This is a genomic window from Rhodococcus sp. KB6, from assembly GCF_001445685.1.
Lineage (GTDB): Bacteria > Actinomycetota > Actinomycetes > Mycobacteriales > Mycobacteriaceae > Rhodococcus_F > Rhodococcus_F qingshengii.
On the sequence record NZ_LNAK01000043.1, the window covers coordinates 655,276 to 673,692 of the forward strand.

Genomic DNA, 18,417 nt, shown 5'->3' on the forward strand with positions numbered 1-18,417 from the left:
CCGATGAACGTCGCCGGCTACATCTTCGCGGGACTGGCCGCAGCAGTGCACGTGTACATTTTTGTCCTCGAATCGATTCTCTGGACGGCCCCGAAGACCCGCGCCACGTTCGGCGTGAAGTCCGAGGAAGAGGCGATCACCACGCAGCCGCTCGCCTTCAACCAGGGCTTTTACAACCTTTTCTTGGCGATCGTGTCGGCGGTCGGCATCGTGATTGCGGCGACCGGCTCCGCGTCGGTCGGAATTGCCCTCGTACTGGCAGGCACAGGATCGATGGTTGCCGCGGGATTGGTGCTGATTCTCTCGTCTCCCGACAAAGCCCGCGCAGCCGTCGTACAGATGCTTTTCCCAGCTATTGCCGTTGTTCTGCTGGTAATCCACCTGCTCTGAGTGGTCTCTATCCGCCGCCGAGCACCAGTGATTCGATCAACGCAAAAGCACCGTTGAGTGCTCCGCAATCGAAGGCTTCGGCCAGGGCGTAACCGATGACAAGTTCGTCGTTGCTCGGCGTGCTCGACCAGACTGCGTCGGTCTGTCTGGGATCGGATTCCTCGTTCTTGGAGAAGTGCCCGATCCGCAATCCGTCGCGGGTGAATGCACTGTTCGCGTCGTCGACTGGGGCGAAGTTCAAACTCACGCCGTCGACGAGTGCCGAGACAGAGTACGAGCGACGGGACAGAAACCCTTTGCCGACAGTGAGTTCGACTTCGTCGCCACCGACAGTGAAGAACAAGTCGGCGGCGGCGCGCGTTCCGATGGGTGTGCCTTCACGGCGCGGGGCATCGACTCGACGCGTCAACAGAGCGTGTGAGTTGCCGTTTCGGACGTCGACGACCCCCGTGTCGACATCGAACGAGATCTCGACTTTTCCGTGAATCGGGTCCATTACGGCGTATTTGACCGTCACTGTGCCTACCCCCTGTAAGTGTGAACTCGGGTCCATAATACGTGGTGGGAGCGTTGCCCAGTATGCCCGAATCCAAAAAAATAGTGCCGAATGACGCGCGTTTGCGGCCAAATGCTTCTACGCTGGGTCTTGGGTTTGTTGCGCATCCCACAACGGTTTTTCCCACACCAGACGAGGAGCGCCTATGAGGTTGTCGACTACTTGTTCTGTTGCTACGAAGGCTTGATCAAGCCGGAATTGCCTCTGCCGGATGGTGCTCGAGACCCATCCGGCAGAGGCAATTCTGCATCGGTTCGGGCCTTCAGCCGCCGGCGAATTTTTCCGAGGTACCGAGATCGATCGGCAACGCGATGCCGGTGATCCCGCGCCCGGCCGGCCCCACCAGATAGAACACCGCATCCGCAATCACTTCGGGGTCGACCCACGGGTGGGGCAGCAGATTCAGCTTCGACATGATCGGAGCGGTATCGGCGAGGACAGGATTCTCCAAGTCTGGACGGAACGCACGAACCATCGGTTCGTTGTCGATCATCGTCGTTCGCACATTGCCCGGGTGTACGGAGTTGACTCGGATGTCTGCCCAGCCGAGTTCGTTGGCCAGAGACTTCGCCAACCCCCGAACGGCGTGCTTGGACGCGGAGTAGTGTGCAATCCCCGGCACGCCTCGAAGCCCGGCCATCGAGCTGATCAACACAATGGATCCACCTCGATTGCCGTTCATGATGTGCGGAATCGACACCTTGGTCGTCAACCAGACGCCGGTGACGTTGATATCGATCAGCTCGCGGAACTCTTCGGCGCTCAGGTCCCAGGACAATTTCGCCGACGCCGCGATTCCCGCGTTGGCGATCACGATGTCCAGTCGGCCGAGTTTCTCGACTCCGGCGTCGACCGCTGATTTCAGGGCATCGAGGTCGCGAGTGTCCGCGACGGATGCGACGATACGCCGGCCCTGAGCTTCGACCAGGGCGACGGTCTGGGCGAGGTCGGCTTCGGTGGCCATGTCGTACCCCGCCGTTGCGACCGGCGCGCAGAGATCCACCGCGATGATGTCCGCGCCCTCGGACGCGAGCTTGACGGCATGCGCGCGCCCTTGACCACGCGCCGCTCCGGTGATGAATGCGACCTGACCGTCCAAATTGCCCATCGAACTTCCCCTGCCCGTGTGAATCGCCGAAACTGGAACGTGTTCATACTGCTACGTCCGGAGGCAGACAGACAGGGGAATTCGCTGAATCCTTATCCGCGAAGGAGTTTGGACAACTCGTCCAATACGCTCGCGTCCTCGATGGTCGACGGGACCGTGTACTCCTCGTTGTCGGCGATCTGCCGCATGGTCTTGCGGAGGATCTTGCCGGAACGAGTCTTCGGTAGTGCGGCGACGACGGTGACGTCCCGGAACGTGGCGACGGCACCGATCTGGTCTCGCACCCGCGCGACCAGTTCCTGTCGGAGTGTTTCGGGATCGATGTCGACGCCGGACTTGAGCACGACGTAACCGCTCGGCCGTTGCCCCTTGAGTTCGTCGTGAATGCCGATGACCGCGCATTCGGCGACAGCCGGGTGGCCGGCGACGACGGCCTCCATGCTTCCGGTCGAAAGGCGATGTCCGGCAACGTTGATCACGTCGTCACTTCGTCCGAGCACGAAGACGTAGTTGTCCTCGTCGATGTACCCGGAGTCGCCGGTGAGGTAATACCCTTCGAAAGTCGACAGGTAGGACTTCACGTACCGGTCCTCGTCACGCCACAGTCCGGCGAGTGTTCCGGGAGGAAGCGGCAGGCCGATCACGATGTTGCCCTCGGTGCCCGGACCCACGAGTTCGCCCTTGCCGTCGACGATTTCGACGCGGTATCCGGGGCAGGCGACGGTGGGTGAGCCCGCTTTGATCTCCATCGGTTCGAGGCCGCGCAGGTTCGCGCAGATGGCCCAACCGGTTTCGGTCTGCCACCAGTGATCGACCACCGGGCGATCGAGAATCCGAGTAGCCCACTCGTAGGTGTCGGGATCCAAGCGCTCGCCGGCCGCGAACAGTGTGGCGAGCGACGAGATGTCGTACTTGGCAAGCTCTTTTGCGTCCGGGTCGGCCTTGCGGACCGCGCGGATCGCTGTCGGAGCGGTGAAGAGTGCCGACACGTTGTATTCGGAAATGATGCGCCAGAACGCACCGGCGTCGGGGGTGCCGACGGGCTTGCCTTCGTACATGACCGTCGTGGCTCCGGCGAGCAACGGTCCGTAGACGATGTAGGAGTGGCCGACCACCCAGCCGACGTCGGAGGCGGTCCACCACACCTGTCCTGGGCTGATGTCGTACAGATTCTTCATGGTCCACGTCAGCGCAACGGCATGGCCACCGTTGTCCCGGACGACGCCCTTGGGCTTACCGGTCGTTCCCGAGGTGTAGAGGATGTAGAGCGGATCCGTCGCGGCGACCGACACCGGGTCGGCCGGGGTGGCGTCGGCGATCAGCTCGTCCCAGTCGAACCAGGCTGCGGCACTTGACTTGTAGTCGGAAGCTGCACCGGGAATCTGCTCGCGATTCTTCACGATCACGGTGTGCGCGGGAGTGGCGGACAGTTGCAGAGCCTTCTCGACCATCGGCAGGTACTCGATTGTTCGTCCGGGTTCGAGGCCGCCGGACGCCGTCACGAGCACCACTGGACCGGCGTCGTCGATTCGCGTTGCGAGCTCCTTGGCCGCAAAGCCGCCGAACACCACCGAATGCACCGCGCCGATTCGCGCACACGCGAGCATCGCGATCGCAGCCTCGGGGATCATCGGCATGTAGATGATCACGCGGTCGCCCGCCACCACACCCTGATCTTTCAAGACGCCGGCGAAGAGTGAGACCTGCTCGAGCAATTCGGCGTAGGTGTAAGTGGCTTTGGTGGGGACCATCGCGGAGTCGAAGATCAACGCGGTCTGATCGCCGCGGCCGTCGCGGACGTGCCGATCGAGGGCATTGAAGCTGGTGTTAAGCGAAGCATCCGGGAACCAGCGATAGATCGGCGCGGCAGAGTCGTCGAGAGCCTTGGTGGGGGCGACATCCCAGTCGACGGCCCGCGCAGCGTCGAGCCAGAACTTCTCCGGCTGATCCATGCTCTCGCGATATGCGTCGGCATACGTGGTGTGGGACGCCTGCTCGGAAGAGCTCATCGACGTGTGTCCTCTCGTGAACTTCGCTTACCGGTGACCTGAAACACCTTAGGTCACCGTCAGTGCGGTGCGCCTCAGTAGCGGTGCGGGTACCGTCCCTTTGCGCCGGGCGGGCCTGTCCCGTCGGCCAGTGGCGCGCAGGGGTGGGATAGGGCAGGGACTGAAAGGGGGGATCGATGTGACAGGTGCAGCGCAACGCGCAGGCTTCTGGGGAGTCCTCGCTCTGCGTGACTTCCGACTTCTGTGGACCGGCGACGCAGTCAGCGGTATCGGAAACGGTGTCACGACCGTCGTACTGCCGCTGATCGCGCTTCGCGAACTGGACGCGAGTAGCTTCCAGATCGGTGTGCTGGCATCAGCAGTGTGGTTGCCGTGGTTGATCGTCGGACTACCAGCCGGTGCCTGGATCGACCGGCTGCCTCGGCGCCCGATCATGATGATCGCGAACGCTGCGTGCGCTCTGTTCTTCGCGAGCCTCGCGATCGCCGGCTTCCTGGAGGCGATGACATACGGCCACCTGCTCCTGGTCGCGCTGCTCACCGGTACAGCCACCGTCTTCTTCCAGGCGGCCTATCACTCGTATCTCCCCACGGTGCTCGCCGAAGCGGATCTTGTCGAAGGGAACTCGAAGATTCAGGGCGCTGAGGCCGCAACTCGGGTGATCGGCCCAAGCGTCGGTGGGCTGGTGGTTGCAACTGTCGGGCTCGCGGCCGGTCTGGTTGTCGACGCGTTCACGTTCGCCTTCTGCTTTGTATGCATCTGGCTGATTCGTGTGCAGGAGACCGTCCATCGCGGACAGAATCAGCGAGAACCGTTGCGACGCCAGATTGCGCTCGGACTGCGATTCGTCGCCGGTGATCCGTATCTGCGGTCGATCGTCGTCTACGGCACTCTGCTCAATTTCGGTCTCACCGGGTACTCCACGATCCAGATCGTGTTCCTGGAAAAGACGCTTGGCGTGGGGGAGTTCGGACTCGGGCTTCTCTTGGCGATTGCCGGGGTGGGCGGAATTGTCGGATCGATGATCGCGCGCCCGCTCGGCCGCAGATTCGGCACTGCCCGAAGCGTTCTCATCTGTCAGTTGGTGACGGGACCGTTCATCCTGTTAGCACCTCTGACGACGTACGGTGCCGGCCTGTTCTGGTTCTGCATCGGCGGCATGGTGATGGTTGCGGGCGTCGTGTCGTGCAACGTGGTGCTCGGCAGTTTCCGTCAAAGTTACTGTCCGCCGGACCGCCTCGGACGAGTGGTGGCAACGAGTATGTTCCTGCTGCACAGCAGCATTCCGCTCGGTGCGCTGACGGCAGGCTACCTCGGCGACGCAGTGGATCCGCGCGGGACGATGTGGATCATGGCCTGCCTGATCGCGCCGTGCGGATTGGTCCTGCTCTTCAGCCCGCTCCGCGGGATCCGCGATCTACCGAGTCGGCCTGCGGTCCCACTGCGGTAGAGGATTACTGCGGTAGAGCTGCGGCGGACTCTTCGCTTCGAATCGCGATGCGGAGAGTCGCGAGCATGAACAGTGACACCGCGAATCCGAAAAGCGCGCCGAACTGGTCCTGTGTGAACAGATAAACCTGCGTCACCAGGAGGCTCACGATGAGGGATGCACGCAGGAGCCTTAATGCTCGCAGGTACGGACCGCGGAAGAGGAACCACACTCCCAGAACCACAAGAACTCCGGTTGCGACGGTGGAGATCTGGACCACCAGGTCGGAGACGTCGTCGGCCTCGACGACGTTCTCGGAAACCAACGCGTAGATCACCTGGACAATCGCCAGAAGAGCCTGCAGTACGAACAGGGTCAGTACCAGTCGGCGGACGACCCGGTGCCGGAGCAGTTCCTCGGCACGGTGGAAGAACGCGTTGCGGCCACGAGTGATCTTCGATTCGATACCGCCGGTCGGCGGAGTCTGTGAATGCAGGCCGGCTTTGATCGAATCGACGAGGTCGGTGAGGCTGCGGTCTTCGACGCCGTCGAGTACGCGGAGGGCGTGGTTGTACTGGATCTCGTCGAGCTGACCGAGAGCGAGGTCCGAGAGCGCTCGCGCCCCGATGGCGAGCCGATGACGATCATTCATTCCGCGCCGAATCACCACCTCGCGCGCGGCAAGATAGAAGAGAACGAAGACGACGTACATGATCGCGATGGCAGGCTGGTAGAAGTAATCGACGTCGGCGGTGACGAATTTTCCGACCTCGTCGATAAAGAGACCGAATCCGAGTCCGCCGACGAGCGTGGCCAGGTCACGCGTGCGAGAGCCTTCGGTGATGGCGGTCGCGACGATGGCGACGGCCATCAGCAATCCGCCCCAGAGAACGTGTGCGATGTGGAGGGCGCCGCCCCCGATCTGGGGATAGCCCGTTGCCGCCAGATAAGCGCGGGTGATCAGCACGGTGGCGATGCCCGCGAACAGGAACAATTCGAAACGAGCGAGTGCCGCGCGGTCGTAACTGTGCGGCAGCGTCAGCGCATTCCGGTCCTTCGTCGTCATTGCGGAACTCCCAGGTTTCGATAGCGCGCGATACGGGAGGACTGGCGATCGGTGTCCGACTCTTCGGCAAGCACGAAGAGTTCGTGCGCTATCGCAGCCCCTACCCTCTTGGAGAATTCCACGGGTTCGTCGGCCGCGTCAGGCGTTTCGGGAATGATCGCGTCGACCACGCCGTCTCGAAGCAGATCCAACGAACGAATGCCCTGCGCTGCCGCCATCTCCGGTGCGTGACTGATGTCGCGATGGACGATCGCGCTTGCGCCTTCCGGTGGCAGGGGAGCGAGCCACCCGTTCTGTGCCGCGAGTACCCGATCGGCGGGCAGCAGCGCGAGAGCCCCACCGCCTGTTCCCTGGCCGAGCAACACCGACACTGTCGGGGTCTTCAGCGTCACGAGGTCGGCGATGCAACGGGCGATCTCAGGGGCCAGTCCACGTTCTTCAGCTTCTTTGGACAGCGACGCGCCCAATGTGTCGATCACGAGGACAAGCGGGAGTTGTAGTTCTTCGGCAAGTTTCATGCCCCGTCGCGCTTCCCTGAGCGCGGCCGGTCCCATCGTGGTGAGCGCGGATTGGCCACTGCGGTCCTGGCCGAGCAGGATGCACGGAAAGCCCCGGAAGCGGGCGAGCGAGAGCAAGATCGTCTTGTCGGTTTCACCCTGCCCGGTGCCGCTGAGCGGTACCTGTTCAGTTGCGGCATGGCGGAGCAACTGCCGGATGCCGGGTCGATCGGCCCGGCGCGAGAGCATCACCGACTGCCAGGCGGGAACATCGGGAATCTCGGGTGAGGGAATCGGGTCCGTGGCCGCCGGGGCCGGGGGATCGGTGAGCACGCACAACGCTCGGTTGACCAGCAGACGGAGGCGGTCGACGGGTACGACGCCGTCGATAACGCCGTTGCGATACAAGTTTTCGGACGTCTGGATACCGTCGGGAAACTTTTCGCCGTACAGGGATTCGTAGACACGGGGTCCGAGGAATCCCACCAGAGCACCGGGTTCCGCGACGGTGATGTGGCCGAGGGATCCCCACGAGGCAAAGACCCCGCCGGTGGTGGGATTGCGCAGGTAAACCAGGTAGGGCAGGTGTGCCGCTTTGTGAACAGCCACTGCCGCAGCGATCTTCACCATCTGAACGAACGCCACGGTGCCCTCCTGCATCCGCGTTCCGCCGGAGGTTGGCGAGGCCAGCAGCGGGAGTTGTTCTGCCGTAGCACGTTCGACGGCGGTCACGATCCGCTCGGCCGCAGCGACTCCGATGGAACCGGCGAGAAAGCTGAATTCACAGGCAATTACCGCGACCCGACGTCCCCGAACGGTACCGACACCGGTGACGACGGACTCGTCAACTCCGCTCTTCTCGCGGGCCTTCGCCAGGTCTTCCGCGTATTTCGCGCCAGGTCCGACGTCGACGGGCGGGGAGTCCCAAGAGACGAAGCTCTCGGGATCGAGTACCGCAGTGAGTAGTTCTTCGGCCGAGATTCGCACAACGTCCTCCAAGTAAGCAGCACCCCGTCCAGGATGAACCTACCTGGGCGGGGTGCTGCCGTGATCGTGTGGCGTCAGTTGTGCGCCGGATAAATCAGCGTCCGAACGCCTCTTTCCACGAAACGACCTTGCCGATGCGAAGGATGGAGCGCTGGTAGATCTTTGCCGCGATCATCGACAGCGCAGCAGTCACGACCAGCATCAGCAGAATCGTTCCCACGATCTGGAACGGAGAAGCAACACCGGCGGAAATGCGCAGGGGCATGAGGATTGCCGAGAACGGCGGAATCCAACTCAACACGTTGCTCAGGGTTCCTTCTGGATTGCTCACCGAAACGAAAGCCACGCTGACCATTGCCATGACGAGCAGCGCGAGAGGCATCGCGGTGGCGTTGACGTCTTCCTGTCGCGAGACCATGGACCCGGCCGCGGCGTACAGCACGGCGAAGAAGAGGAAGCCCAGAATGAACCACCCCAGTGTGCCGAACAGAACGCCGATTGCGGTGCCCGTCACGGTCAGGACGCCCGTCGCCAGTCCGGTGGCGACGCCCGCGACAGCGTAAGCGGCCATCTGCATCAAGCCGACAGCACCGATTCCGAGAACCTTGCCCCACAACAACTGCAGTGGACGGAGAGTGGAGAGCAGCAACTCGACGACACGGCTGGACTTCTCCTCGACGACGCCCATCGCCACGTACGTTCCGAACAGCAGGATCTGCATGTACAGGAGCACCACAGCAGCGATCGACATCGCTATACGTTGGCCCTGTTCGGGATCCGGGGGATCGATGGCATCGATGGTGACCACTGCGGTGGACGTGGCTTCGGCGAGCTGAGCCGGGTCGATCCCCGCAGCGGAAAGCGCATTCGATTGTGCCTGCTGTGCAACGGAACTCTCGATGACGGCCCGCAGATTCGTGGCTACTTCCTTCTTGGTCACGACAGTGACGCCGCCGCCCGATCCAGCGATCACGGCCACGTCGAGGTCGCCGTCCTTGACTTGATCACGCGCGGTGCCGTCGTCGGAAACCTCCGTTACCGTCACCGGATTTCCGAGGGTGTCGCCGATGGACACCATCGTGGCACTGAGTGATTGGTTGCCGACCAAGCCGATCTTCGACTTGTCCTCGTCGCCGCCGGAGAAGAGCGAGAAGGCGATGATGCCGCCGATGATCGCGACCAGAATGATGACGTTGCTGATCACAAAACTCTTCTTCGAGATCTGCGTCATGAATTCGCGTCGGGCGACCAACCCGATGGCTCGACCTCCGCTCAACTGGTTGCTCATGCGGCTACTACCTCTCGGAACAGATCGGTCAGTGACGGACGTCGTAGCGTGAACTCGTGCACCGGCCCGGTTTTCAACGCTGCATGCAGGATCTGCTGATCGTCGGCGGTTCCGTCGACGCTCAGGAGCGTTCGACCGTCGAGGTGGCTCAGTGTGGTGACACCGATCAGATGGTGTGCCCAACCGACCGGCGCGTCAGGGGCGAAGACTTCGATTCGGCCGTCACCCTTGCCTCGTAGCTCGTCGACGGTTCCGATCTCTCGCATGCTGCCGCGGCTGATGATGCCCACGCGATCGCACAAGCGCTCCACCAGATCCAGCTGATGGCTGGAGAAGATTACGGGAACACCGGTGCGAGCCTTCTCGACCAACACGTCACTCATGACATCGACCGCTACGGGGTCAAGGCCCGAAAACGGTTCGTCCAGAACGAGTACCGATGGGTCGTGAACCAGCGCCGCTGCGAGCTGCACACGTTGCTGATTACCGAGGGACAGGGAATCGACGGTGTCCTTGACGCGTTCGGCGATGCCCAGACGTTCGGTCCACCGCTCAGTGGCCGCGTGCGCGTCGGCCTTCGAGAGTCCGTGTAGCTCGGCCAGATAGGAAAGTTGCGCTCCCACCTTCATCTTGGGGTAGAGGCCGCGTTCCTCCGGCATGTATCCGATAGTGCGACGCACGTCGAGGTCGACAGGTTTGCCGCCGAGGCGAACTTCTCCCGAATCTGCTCCGAGCACACCCAGCGCAATGCGCATCGTGGTCGTCTTGCCGGCGCCGTTGCTGCCGACGAATCCGAAGATCTCGCCTGGGCGCACTTCGAAACTCAGGTTGTCGAGTGCGACGACGTCGCCGTAGCGTTTCGAGATGCCGTCGATCGTGAGGGTGGCTGACATGGGTCCTTCCCATCGGTCGAGTGGTGCGCTTCGGTAATACGGGTCAGAGATCGAACTCTTCCGAATCAATCGGATCCGGGTCTGGATTGGTCCACGAGAGAATCATCGCGGGCGTGCACGCGCCGATCAGCATTGCAGTCAGTGCCAATAAACCTCCCGTGTAAGGCAGCCTCTCTACATTCCACTGCACCGACGAGGTGAAAATGAGGAAAATGGCGACAATGAAGACCAACGTTTGGGTCACGCTGAGCCCGACGGAGCGAGCGTCGTTGCGTTGCTGGATCTCCCATTCGTCCAACGCCTGCCGCGGAGCATCCCCTTGCCGGCCCGACACGATTTGAAGTGAGGACCACGTCGGCAGGAACAGCAGGGTGAGGACCGGCCATGCCACGGCGAAGAGCGGATTGAACAGGCATGCTGTGCTGACGGCAACCATCGTGGTGAACAGGACCGCCAGGGCGACGACGAGTACGCGCCGACGTCGACGGGTTCGCCAATTCGGGAGCCAATGTCGGAACGTCTCCTCGTTCTGCAGGAACCGCCGAGTGCGGTGGGCCTGGTAGCGGTCGATCAGATTTGATTCAGGCACTTGGCTTTTCACTCCCCTCGGTAGTGCGGTCAGATCGGTAGACCTCCGTCGACGGTGCATTCCGGTAGACCTCCGTCGACGGTGCATTCCGGTAGACCTCCGTCGACAGCGGCCCGAACTCCGTCCGGGAGAACACCGCCTCCACCGGGAGGTCGAACACCCAGCAGATTCGGAATGCAAGATCCAGGCTGGGGTAGTGGTCACCGCGTTCGAGTGCCCCCACCGTCTGCGGATTCACGTCGACGAGTTGCGCAAGCTGTGCCCGGCTCATCTTCCGCTCGGCGCGAAGCACTCCGATGCGATTGAAGATGGGGAGCGCGTCTCCCCGCCGGACTGGGCTCATGCATCAAAGTGTTGTAAAAACCCAACAGTTTGTCAACACGAACCGCGATTGTTCCGCTTCTGGGGCGTGCCGGCGGATAAGGTTCGGGCAACGGAAGGGGCTTGGCATAGTGGTCGAACAGTTGGTGCTCGAAGAGTCCGGCCTGGTCGTGCAGGTGTGCGAGGATGGTAGCTACTGCGTGGGACCGCAAGGGCGCGAAGCGGTCTGGCGCGATCCGATGGAGAAGGGTGCAGTCATCGGTATCGGGCAGCACACTCCGGGGGATGTGGAAGGCGAATCGTGGTGGGTCGTGTACGGCCAGTCGGACATCGGGGCGGACGTCACCGTTCGACTCGAGGACGGGTCGCACGTGCCGGTTTCGCGCCTCGGTGAGATCTTCGCCAGTGAATGGGTGAGTACCCCGCAGCAGGCGTTGCTGTACCGGTCCGATCGCCCGGTGGAGTCGCAGCCCACTAAACTGTCTGTGCTGTTCGCCAGGCCGAAGTTCATGCCAAGGCGGCGTTTCCGGAGAATGATCGCTTGTAGTTGAAGCGAGCTGCCGTCGGGAGGCTGGCAACCATTTTCTCGAAACATTACGGTACGTACTGTACTGTTTTGGAATGACAACTTGGCCGAACGACCTCGCAGTAGTGCAAGTGCGCGTAGCGCGACCCACCGACAGGCTCGACGACGTGATTGCGTTCTATCGCGACTGTCTGGGATTGCCAGAGCTCTACCGGTTCTCCGGTCATGCCGGGTACGACGGAATCATGCTGGGTCTGCCGGATTCGAACTATCACCTCGAATTCACGACCCACGAAGACGGAAGCCCGTGCCCGGCGCCGACGCAGGACAACCTGTTGGTGCTCTACTTCGCCGGCGAGTCGGCGATGTACGAGGTAGTTCAGAGGTTGGGGGAAGCAGGGCACGAACCCGTTGGCGCCGAGAATCCGTACTGGGAGGAGAATGCGGGGATGACTTTCGAAGATCCCGACGGCTGGCGTCTGGTGCTCATGCCGCGGCCGGTGCTGTAGATGGTGCGCGCCCGCGACGAGCGGATCGACGAAGCCGTTCTGGCGGCAACCCTGGAGTTGTTGGGGGAGAACGGATATGCGGAGCTGTCGATCGGTTCGGTGGCGACGAGAGCGGGCGTGCATCGACCCGCCATCTACCGGAGATGGCCGTCGAAGCGGCATCTGGTGGTCGACGTCGTCGTGGCGCACATCGGCACTGATCCAACGCCGGACACCGGCGATCTCAGGGCAGACCTGGTCGCCGGCATCACGACATTGGTTGTGGGGCTGAGCGAAACGGTAGTCGGGCGGATCCTGCCCGCGTTGGTCGCGGATCTGGCGGCGGACCCGGAATTGGCGCGGGATTTCCAGTCGGCATTCTTTCAGCCTCGACGCGATTCCACTGCGGCAGTGCTGGAATCGGCGCGCCTACGCGGCGACATACGGAGCGACTTCGACCTGGACTTCGTCCTGGACGCGCTGGCGTCGCCGATCTATTACCGAGCGTTGTTCCGTCACTTACCGCTGGACGCGCTCCTGGCCGAGCAGTCCGTCGATTCTGTGCTGCTGACGTTGACTCCCCACGAAAATTCTTGAAGCCGTTTCGATTCAGTTCAATTCGACTGGATCAGGCCCGACACGGCTGTCGGTGTTCAGCGCTGCGATGGCCGCTGACTCGTCGGCATCGAGTGCGAAGTCGAAGATTGCGGCGTTGTCGCGCATGCGTGCAGGCGTGACCGACTTCGACAGAACGGTGTGACCCTGTTCGAGATGCCAGCGCAGAATTATCTGTGCCGGGCTCTTGCCGTGTGCTGCAGCAATTTTCCCGATGGCCGGGTCGTCGAGGATGGTTCCTTGTCCCAATGGGCTCCAAGCCTCGATTTCGATGCCGCGACTTCGCGCGTACTCCCGTGACGCGTGCTGTTGCAGTCTGGGGTGCAATTCGATCTGGTTGACGGCCGGGGTGATCGAGCTGTGCTCGGCCAGCAGTTCGAGGTGCTCGGGCAGGAAGTTGGACACACCGATCGCCCGGGTGCGGCCGGAGGCGAGAATTTGCTCGAATGCCGCCCAGGTCTCGACGAACAGGCCCTTTGCCGGCGCGGGCCAGTGAATCAGATAGAGGTCGACGTAGTCGAGTCCGAGCTTGTCGAGGCTGGTGTCGAAAGCGGCGAGTGTTCGGTCGTGGCCCTGATCGTCATTCCACAGCTTGGTGGTGACAAAAAGCTCTGACCTAGGGATATCCGAACCTGCGATGGCGCGGCCGACCCCGGCTTCATTTCCGTAGATCGCGGCCGTGTCGATGTGGCGGTAGCCGATCTCGAGAGCTGCGGCAGTGACCTCTTCGGTCTGTGCGTCCGGTACCTGGAAAACGCCGTACCCGAGTTGCGGGATGGTGATCGGCTCGCCGGTGGTTCCGTGGGTCAGTGTGCGGTCGGGGATCGACAACATTGAAGAGTGCCTTTCGGGACTGGGATGTGGCAGCTCGACGGGGGATCATGTCATCCGCGGGCCACCTATGCCGCGCATGCAACTATTGCGTGCGCCTGATAAATAGTTGCACACGCGGGTTGTCTGCGCAAGCAGAGTCGATCGGCTACTCCTCGAAGAGCTGTCCGTTCTCCATTCTCCACCGGCGCGTGCTTCGGGTGGACTGCAGCATGCGTCGATCGTGAGTGACCAGAAGGAGGGTTCCCTCGAACGACTCCATTGCCTGCTCGAGCTGTTCGATCGCCGGAAGGTCGAGATGGTTCGTCGGCTCGTCCAGTACCAGTAGGTTCACGCCGCGAGCCTGGAGCAAAGCAAGTGCAGCCCTTGTTCTCTCGCCGGGGGACAGGGAAGCGGCAGATCTGAGTACGTGGTGTCCGCGCAGGCCGAACTTGGCGAGGAGAGTGCGGACATCGGCATCGGGCAAGTCCGGAACCTGCGCACCGAAGGCCTCCACGACTGGTTGATCACCTTCGAACAATCCACGCGCCTGATCGATCTCACCGATCGCGACACCGGAACCCAGCGACGCGATGCCCTCGTCCGGGACGAGTTTGCCGAGCAGGACGTTGAGGAGGGTGGTCTTGCCTGCCCCGTTCGCGCCCGTGACGAGAATTCGATCGCCCCAGTCGATCTGCGTCGTGACCGGACCGAACGTGAACTGACCGCGAGTTACCTTGGCGCCGTTCGTGGTCGCGACAACGGATCCGGACCGCGGCGCCGCCGCGATCTCCATACGAAGTTCCCACTCCTTGCGCGGTTCCTCGACCACTTCGAGTCGCTCGATGCGGCGTTGAGTCTGGCGGGCTTTCGCGGCTTGCTTCTCCGTCGACTCGGTCCGCAATCCGCGTCCGATCTTGTCGTTGTCCTTGGCTTTACGACGCGCGTTGCGGACGCCGTGTTCCATCCAGTTGCGCTGCATCTGTGCGCGATCTTCGAGATCGGAGCGGGTGCCTGCATATTCCTCGAACGCCTCGCGTGCGTGCTGGCGGGCGATCTCGCGTTCGGCGAGGTACGACTCGTAGCCGCCGTCGTACACGGCGATGTCCTGTTGTGCCAGATCGAGTTCCACGATGCCGGTGACGGTGCGCGAGAGGAACTCGCGATCATGGCTCACGACAACCAGTGCTGCGCGCGTCTCGGCGACAAATCGCTCCAACTGCTCGAGACCGCGTAGGTCGAGATCGTTGGTGGGCTCGTCCAACAAGAGAATGTCGTAGCGCGAAAGCAACAGTGACGCGAGGCCGGCGCGCGCGGCCTGACCGCCGGACAATGCCGTCATATGTGCATCGAGTGGAACTCCGAGACCGAGTTCTTCGACCACCTTCTCGGCGCGCTCGAGCAGGTCGGCGCCGCCTAGAGCGAGCCAGCGTTCCAGTGCCGGGGAGTACAGATCCTCTTCGGCTTCGGCCAGGGTTTCGGCTGCGGCGTTCATGACTTCCTCGGCGTGGGCGACGCCGGTGCGGCGGCCGAGGAACTCGAGGACGGTCTCACCCTCGATGCGATCGGGTTCCTGCGCGAGGTAACCGACCGCAGCATCCGGCGGGCTGAGGATGATCGAACCTTCGACGTCGGCAGTTCCGATTCCGGCCAGTGCGGTGAGAAGCGTCGACTTGCCGGCGCCGTTCGCGCCGACGAGGCCGATGACGTCGCCGGGGGCAACGGTGAGATCCAGGTCGGAGAACAGGGTGCGTTCTCCCCGGGAAGCAGAGAGGCCGCTGATGCGCAGTGTTGCAGTCACCTGAGAAGTATCCCCGGTGCTGTGCGCCTTTATTAACCGCGGGCGGTTAATAAAGGCGCACAGCAGTCAGCCACGGACCAGGTGATACCAGCACGGATGTGCCGCACGGACCGGAAGTGGCGATTCACTCACGTCCGCGGCCATGCTCGAGGCCATCGACCAACCGTCGAATGCACGCATGACGTCCTCCTCCGAGACGCCGTGTGGCATCGGCCAACGGTGCCCCGGTCCGAATGCGAACATCACCATGGACGCCCCGGGTGCGGTGATCGCGTTTACGGATCTCCCGTAGTCCCGTCGTTGATGATCGGTGAGCCCGTGAAAACAGCCGATGTCGAGCACCAGCATGTGCCCGCCGTCGACAGCAATGTGCAGGTCTGCCGCGTCCTCGTGGAGGAACCGGACGTCGACGTGTGCTTCACGCGCGTGTATGCGCGCTTTGTCCAGCGGTTCCTGTTCGGCGTCGACGCCGGTGACGTGCCACCCGCGTTGCGCCAGCTCGATGGAATGGCGTCCGGTGCCGCAACCGATATCGAGTGCACGGCCACCTTCCGGGACGGGAATCGCATCCAGAAGGCCGGACAGTTGAGCGTCGAAGCCGTGACCGGTGTGCTCCCACGGAGTGACGCCGACCTTGTAGGCGAGACGATATGAAAGATTCATCGCTCTCTCTTTTATCGAGGCGATTCCAATACTTGTCTTCCAAGGTAGACCGGCATTTCGGGCGGTACAAGGGCACTGCCCGGAGGTTCGGCGGGGAATGCCTCCCGGCCCTCGCGCGTTGGATCCATATATGACCGAGACCAACGATGTGACCTCTGTACCGACCATTGTTCTGAACGACGGTAAGACGATCCCCGCACTCGGATTCGGTGTGTTCCAGGTTCCGGACGACGAGACGCAGGAGGCCGTCTCCACAGCCCTGAAGACCGGCTACCGCAGTATCGACACCGCCAAGATCTACGGCAACGAGGTGGGCGTCGGCCGCGCGATCGCCGAATCCGGCATCGCCCGCGAAGACCTCTACATCACGACAAAACTGTGGAACGACGACCAAGGCTACGACTCGACGCTTGCGGCATTCGACGCCAGCCTCGACAAGTTGGGTCTCGAGTACCTCGACCTGTACCTGATCCACTGGCCGGTTCCGTCCAAGGACCTGTACGTCGAGACGTTCAAGGCATTCCAGAAGCTCAAGGCCGACGGACGGGTTCGATCCATCGGCGTTTCCAACTTCACCATCGAGAACCTCGAGCGCGTCATCGGCGAAACCGGTGAGGTGCCGGTCCTCAATCAGATCGAGCTTCACCCCAAGTTCAACCAGGCCGAACTGCGCGCCTTTCACACCGGCAAGGGAATCGCGACGGAAGCGTGGAGCCCGCTCGGACAGGGAACCGTTCTCGGCGACCCCGTCATCACCGCTATCGCCGACGCTCATGGCGTCACCGCGGCTCAGGTGATCATTCGCTGGCACCTGCAGATCGGAAACGTGGTGATTCCGAAGTCGGTGACCCCCGAACGTATCGCCGCCAACTTCGATGTCTTCGGATTCGAACTGACACCGGAACAGATCAACGCAATCGGTGCTCTCGACGACCCGGCCGGCCGCATCGGCCCCGACCCGGTCACGCTCGGCAGCTAGTACTTCCGGCAGACCCACAAACGGCACTCCCACAATTGCGGGAGTGCCGTTTTGTCGTGCGAGGTCAGTTCAGGTGTGTGCGATGTTCTGCGGTGAATGCGATGTGCTCGTCCGCGCGTCCGGTGCGGAGCTTCTCGACCCACTCGGGATCGGCGAGCAGCGCGCGCCCGATGGCAACCATGTCGAATTCACCCCTCTCGTACTGAGCTTCGAGACGCTCCAGTCCGGTGACAGCAGATGCAGCTTCGCCGGTGAATGCCGTCGTGAACACGGAATCGAGTCCGACCGAACCGACGGTGATGGTCGGCAACCCGGTCAGCTTCTTCGTCCAACCGGCGAGGCCGAGTGTGCCGTCTTCACCGTCGAGTTCAGCGAATGCCGGTTCCCAATGACGCCTCGTGGACGGATGCAGAACGTCGACGCCGGCGTCGACCAGGGGAGTGAGGATGCGGCCGAGTTCTGCCGGGCTCTGGGCGATACGAGCGTCGTAATGGCCGGACTTCCACTGCGAGAATCGGTAGACGATCGCGAACTCGTCCCCGACGGCCTCTCGGATTGCGGCGACGACCTCGGCCGGGAAACGGGTGCGGGCCTCGAGTGATCCGCCGTAGCCGTCGGTTCGGACATTGGTTCCCGCCCAGAGAAATTCGTCGAGCAGGTAGCCATGTGCTCCGTGCAACTCGAGACCGTCGAACCCGGTGTTCTTCGCGTTGAGTGCGGCGTCGACCCACGACTGCTTCAAGTTGTCGAGGTCAGAGGTGGTGAATTCTCGTCCCAGGCGGGTGCCGTCCAGTGCCAGGCCGGAGGGGCTGACGGTTTCGACCTCGGGGTTCAGGCGCGAGTTCTCGCCGCGTTCGACTCCGAGGTGCCACAGCTGAGGAATGATCGATCCGCCTTCGGCGTGGACGGCGTCGACAACCGACTTCCAGCCACCCAGGCTCGAATCGCCGTAGATGCGCGGTACGCGGGTGTGCGGGCCGGCTGCCGGGTCCGGGATGTACGTGCCTTCGGTGATGATCAAGCCGACACCCCCTGCTGCGCGACGACGGTAGTACTCGGCTACGTCGGCGCCGGGGATTCCGTCCGGCGAGAAGGCGCGCGTCATCGGGGCCATGGCGAAACGGTTACGCAACGAGAGTGATTTGACCTCGAAAGGCTCGAAGAGGCCGCGCAACGCGGAGGCCTCGGGTGCTGTCGATGTGTCGGGAAGAGTCACGGGTTTGTTCAACGCGGCGGACCCTCGACCTATTCCGCCGCCTGACTTTATCTCACCGAAATCTGCAAAAGGTTGCGTACGTTCGGTTTTCGATAGTTGCTCACGTCGACCACACTTAGTTTGTGCATTAACTATTAACATGCGATATGGTCGTGCGGAAAGTTCTTGAGGCGGTATCGAGCACGA

General features: G+C 62.5%; 19 protein-coding genes. 6 read left to right on the plus strand and 13 right to left on the minus strand.

The features are described 5' to 3' along the window. The first annotated feature begins 3 nt into the window (after positions 1–3). Positions 4–390 carry a DUF1304 domain-containing protein gene (locus tag ASU23_RS10215; protein ID WP_003939752.1) on the plus strand — a complete coding sequence of 129 codons (387 nt, stop codon included), beginning with the start codon at positions 4–6 and terminating at the stop codon, positions 388–390. Positions 391–397: 7 nt separating this feature from the next. Here the strand turns inward: ASU23_RS10215 and ASU23_RS10220 are convergent, their stop codons facing one another. The 3 genes from ASU23_RS10220 to ASU23_RS10230 form a co-directional block, all read right to left on the minus strand. After that, on the minus strand, positions 398–907 hold the full coding sequence (locus ASU23_RS10220) for a hypothetical protein (protein WP_235808376.1): 510 nt from the start codon (positions 905–907) through the stop codon (positions 398–400). A 301-nt stretch (positions 908–1,208) separates the two neighbouring features. Further along, positions 1,209–2,054 carry a mycofactocin-coupled SDR family oxidoreductase gene (locus tag ASU23_RS10225; protein ID WP_007733421.1) on the minus strand — a complete coding sequence of 282 codons (846 nt, stop codon included), beginning with the start codon at positions 2,052–2,054 and terminating at the stop codon, positions 1,209–1,211. A gap of 92 nt (positions 2,055–2,146) precedes the next feature. After that, on the minus strand, positions 2,147–4,063 hold the full coding sequence (locus tag ASU23_RS10230) for a propionyl-CoA synthetase (RefSeq protein WP_058037837.1): 1,917 nt from the start codon (positions 4,061–4,063) through the stop codon (positions 2,147–2,149). Positions 4,064–4,241: 178 nt separating this feature from the next. On the opposite strand from ASU23_RS10230, the gene ASU23_RS10235 reads away from it, so the two are divergent. Then, on the plus strand, positions 4,242–5,513 hold the full coding sequence (locus ASU23_RS10235; protein ID WP_058037838.1) for an MFS transporter: 1,272 nt from the start codon (positions 4,242–4,244) through the stop codon (positions 5,511–5,513). 4 nt (positions 5,514–5,517) lie between these two features. Here ASU23_RS10235 and ASU23_RS10240 read toward each other — a convergent pair whose 3' ends face one another. From ASU23_RS10240 to ASU23_RS10265, 6 genes are all read right to left on the minus strand, one after another. Beyond that, positions 5,518–6,558 carry a hypothetical protein gene (locus ASU23_RS10240; protein WP_058037839.1) on the minus strand — a complete coding sequence of 347 codons (1,041 nt, stop codon included), beginning with the start codon at positions 6,556–6,558 and terminating at the stop codon, positions 5,518–5,520. Beyond that, on the minus strand, positions 6,555–8,042 hold the full coding sequence (locus ASU23_RS10245) for a carboxyl transferase domain-containing protein (protein ID WP_058037840.1): 1,488 nt from the start codon (positions 8,040–8,042) through the stop codon (positions 6,555–6,557). The genes ASU23_RS10240 and ASU23_RS10245 overlap by 4 nt, the downstream gene beginning before the upstream one ends. A 94-nt stretch (positions 8,043–8,136) precedes the next feature. Next, complete coding sequence (locus ASU23_RS10250) at positions 8,137–9,330, minus strand: ABC transporter permease (protein ID WP_007733417.1); 1,194 nt, start codon at positions 9,328–9,330, stop codon at positions 8,137–8,139. Beyond that, the gene (locus ASU23_RS10255; protein ID WP_003939757.1) at positions 9,327–10,223 is read right to left on the minus strand and encodes an ABC transporter ATP-binding protein; all 897 of its coding nucleotides are present in this window, start codon (positions 10,221–10,223) and stop codon (positions 9,327–9,329) included. The genes ASU23_RS10250 and ASU23_RS10255 overlap by 4 nt, the downstream gene beginning before the upstream one ends. Before the next feature lie 43 nt (positions 10,224–10,266). Next, on the minus strand, positions 10,267–10,812 hold the full coding sequence (locus ASU23_RS10260) for a hypothetical protein (protein WP_003939943.1): 546 nt from the start codon (positions 10,810–10,812) through the stop codon (positions 10,267–10,269). Beyond that, positions 10,805–11,155, minus strand: coding sequence for a helix-turn-helix transcriptional regulator (locus ASU23_RS10265; protein WP_042952669.1), 351 nt, complete (start codon positions 11,153–11,155; stop codon positions 10,805–10,807). Before ASU23_RS10265 ends, ASU23_RS10260 begins: the two co-directional genes overlap by 8 nt. 109 nt (positions 11,156–11,264) lie before the next feature. On the opposite strand from ASU23_RS10265, the gene ASU23_RS10270 reads away from it, so the two are divergent. The 3 genes from ASU23_RS10270 to ASU23_RS10280 all read left to right on the plus strand — a co-directional run bounded on the left by ASU23_RS10270 (position 11,265) and on the right by ASU23_RS10280 (position 12,744). Then, positions 11,265–11,684, plus strand: coding sequence for a hypothetical protein (locus ASU23_RS10270; RefSeq protein WP_253741270.1), 420 nt, complete (start codon positions 11,265–11,267; stop codon positions 11,682–11,684). A gap of 70 nt (positions 11,685–11,754) precedes the next feature. Further along, on the plus strand, positions 11,755–12,168 hold the full coding sequence (locus ASU23_RS10275) for a VOC family protein (RefSeq protein WP_021332241.1): 414 nt from the start codon (positions 11,755–11,757) through the stop codon (positions 12,166–12,168). Further along, on the plus strand, positions 12,169–12,744 hold the full coding sequence (locus ASU23_RS10280) for a TetR/AcrR family transcriptional regulator (protein ID WP_058037841.1): 576 nt from the start codon (positions 12,169–12,171) through the stop codon (positions 12,742–12,744). It abuts the gene before it with no gap. Positions 12,745–12,756: 12 nt separating this feature from the next. Here ASU23_RS10280 and ASU23_RS10285 read toward each other — a convergent pair whose 3' ends face one another. From ASU23_RS10285 to ASU23_RS10295, 3 genes are all read right to left on the minus strand, one after another. Continuing rightward, positions 12,757–13,596, minus strand: coding sequence for an aldo/keto reductase (locus tag ASU23_RS10285; protein WP_058037842.1), 840 nt, complete (start codon positions 13,594–13,596; stop codon positions 12,757–12,759). A gap of 145 nt (positions 13,597–13,741) precedes the next feature. Continuing rightward, positions 13,742–15,373: an ABC-F family ATP-binding cassette domain-containing protein gene (locus tag ASU23_RS10290; RefSeq protein ID WP_058037843.1), complete on the minus strand. Its 1,632-nt coding sequence runs from the start codon at positions 15,371–15,373 to the stop codon at positions 13,742–13,744. Between the two features lie 66 nt (positions 15,374–15,439). Beyond that, positions 15,440–16,036 (minus strand): class I SAM-dependent methyltransferase, encoded by a 597-nt coding sequence (locus ASU23_RS10295; RefSeq protein ID WP_030535396.1) that lies wholly within the window; start codon positions 16,034–16,036, stop codon positions 15,440–15,442. 130 nt (positions 16,037–16,166) lie between these two features. On the opposite strand from ASU23_RS10295, the gene ASU23_RS10300 reads away from it, so the two are divergent. Next, entirely contained in the window at positions 16,167–17,015 is an 849-nt protein-coding gene (locus ASU23_RS10300) for an aldo/keto reductase (RefSeq protein WP_037128502.1), read from the plus strand. A gap of 64 nt (positions 17,016–17,079) precedes the next feature. Here the strand turns inward: ASU23_RS10300 and ASU23_RS10305 are convergent, their stop codons facing one another. Then, positions 17,080–18,231, minus strand: a complete 1,152-nt coding sequence (locus tag ASU23_RS10305; RefSeq protein ID WP_054188856.1) for an NADH:flavin oxidoreductase — start codon at positions 18,229–18,231, stop codon at positions 17,080–17,082. Positions 18,232–18,417: the final 186 nt, after the last annotated feature.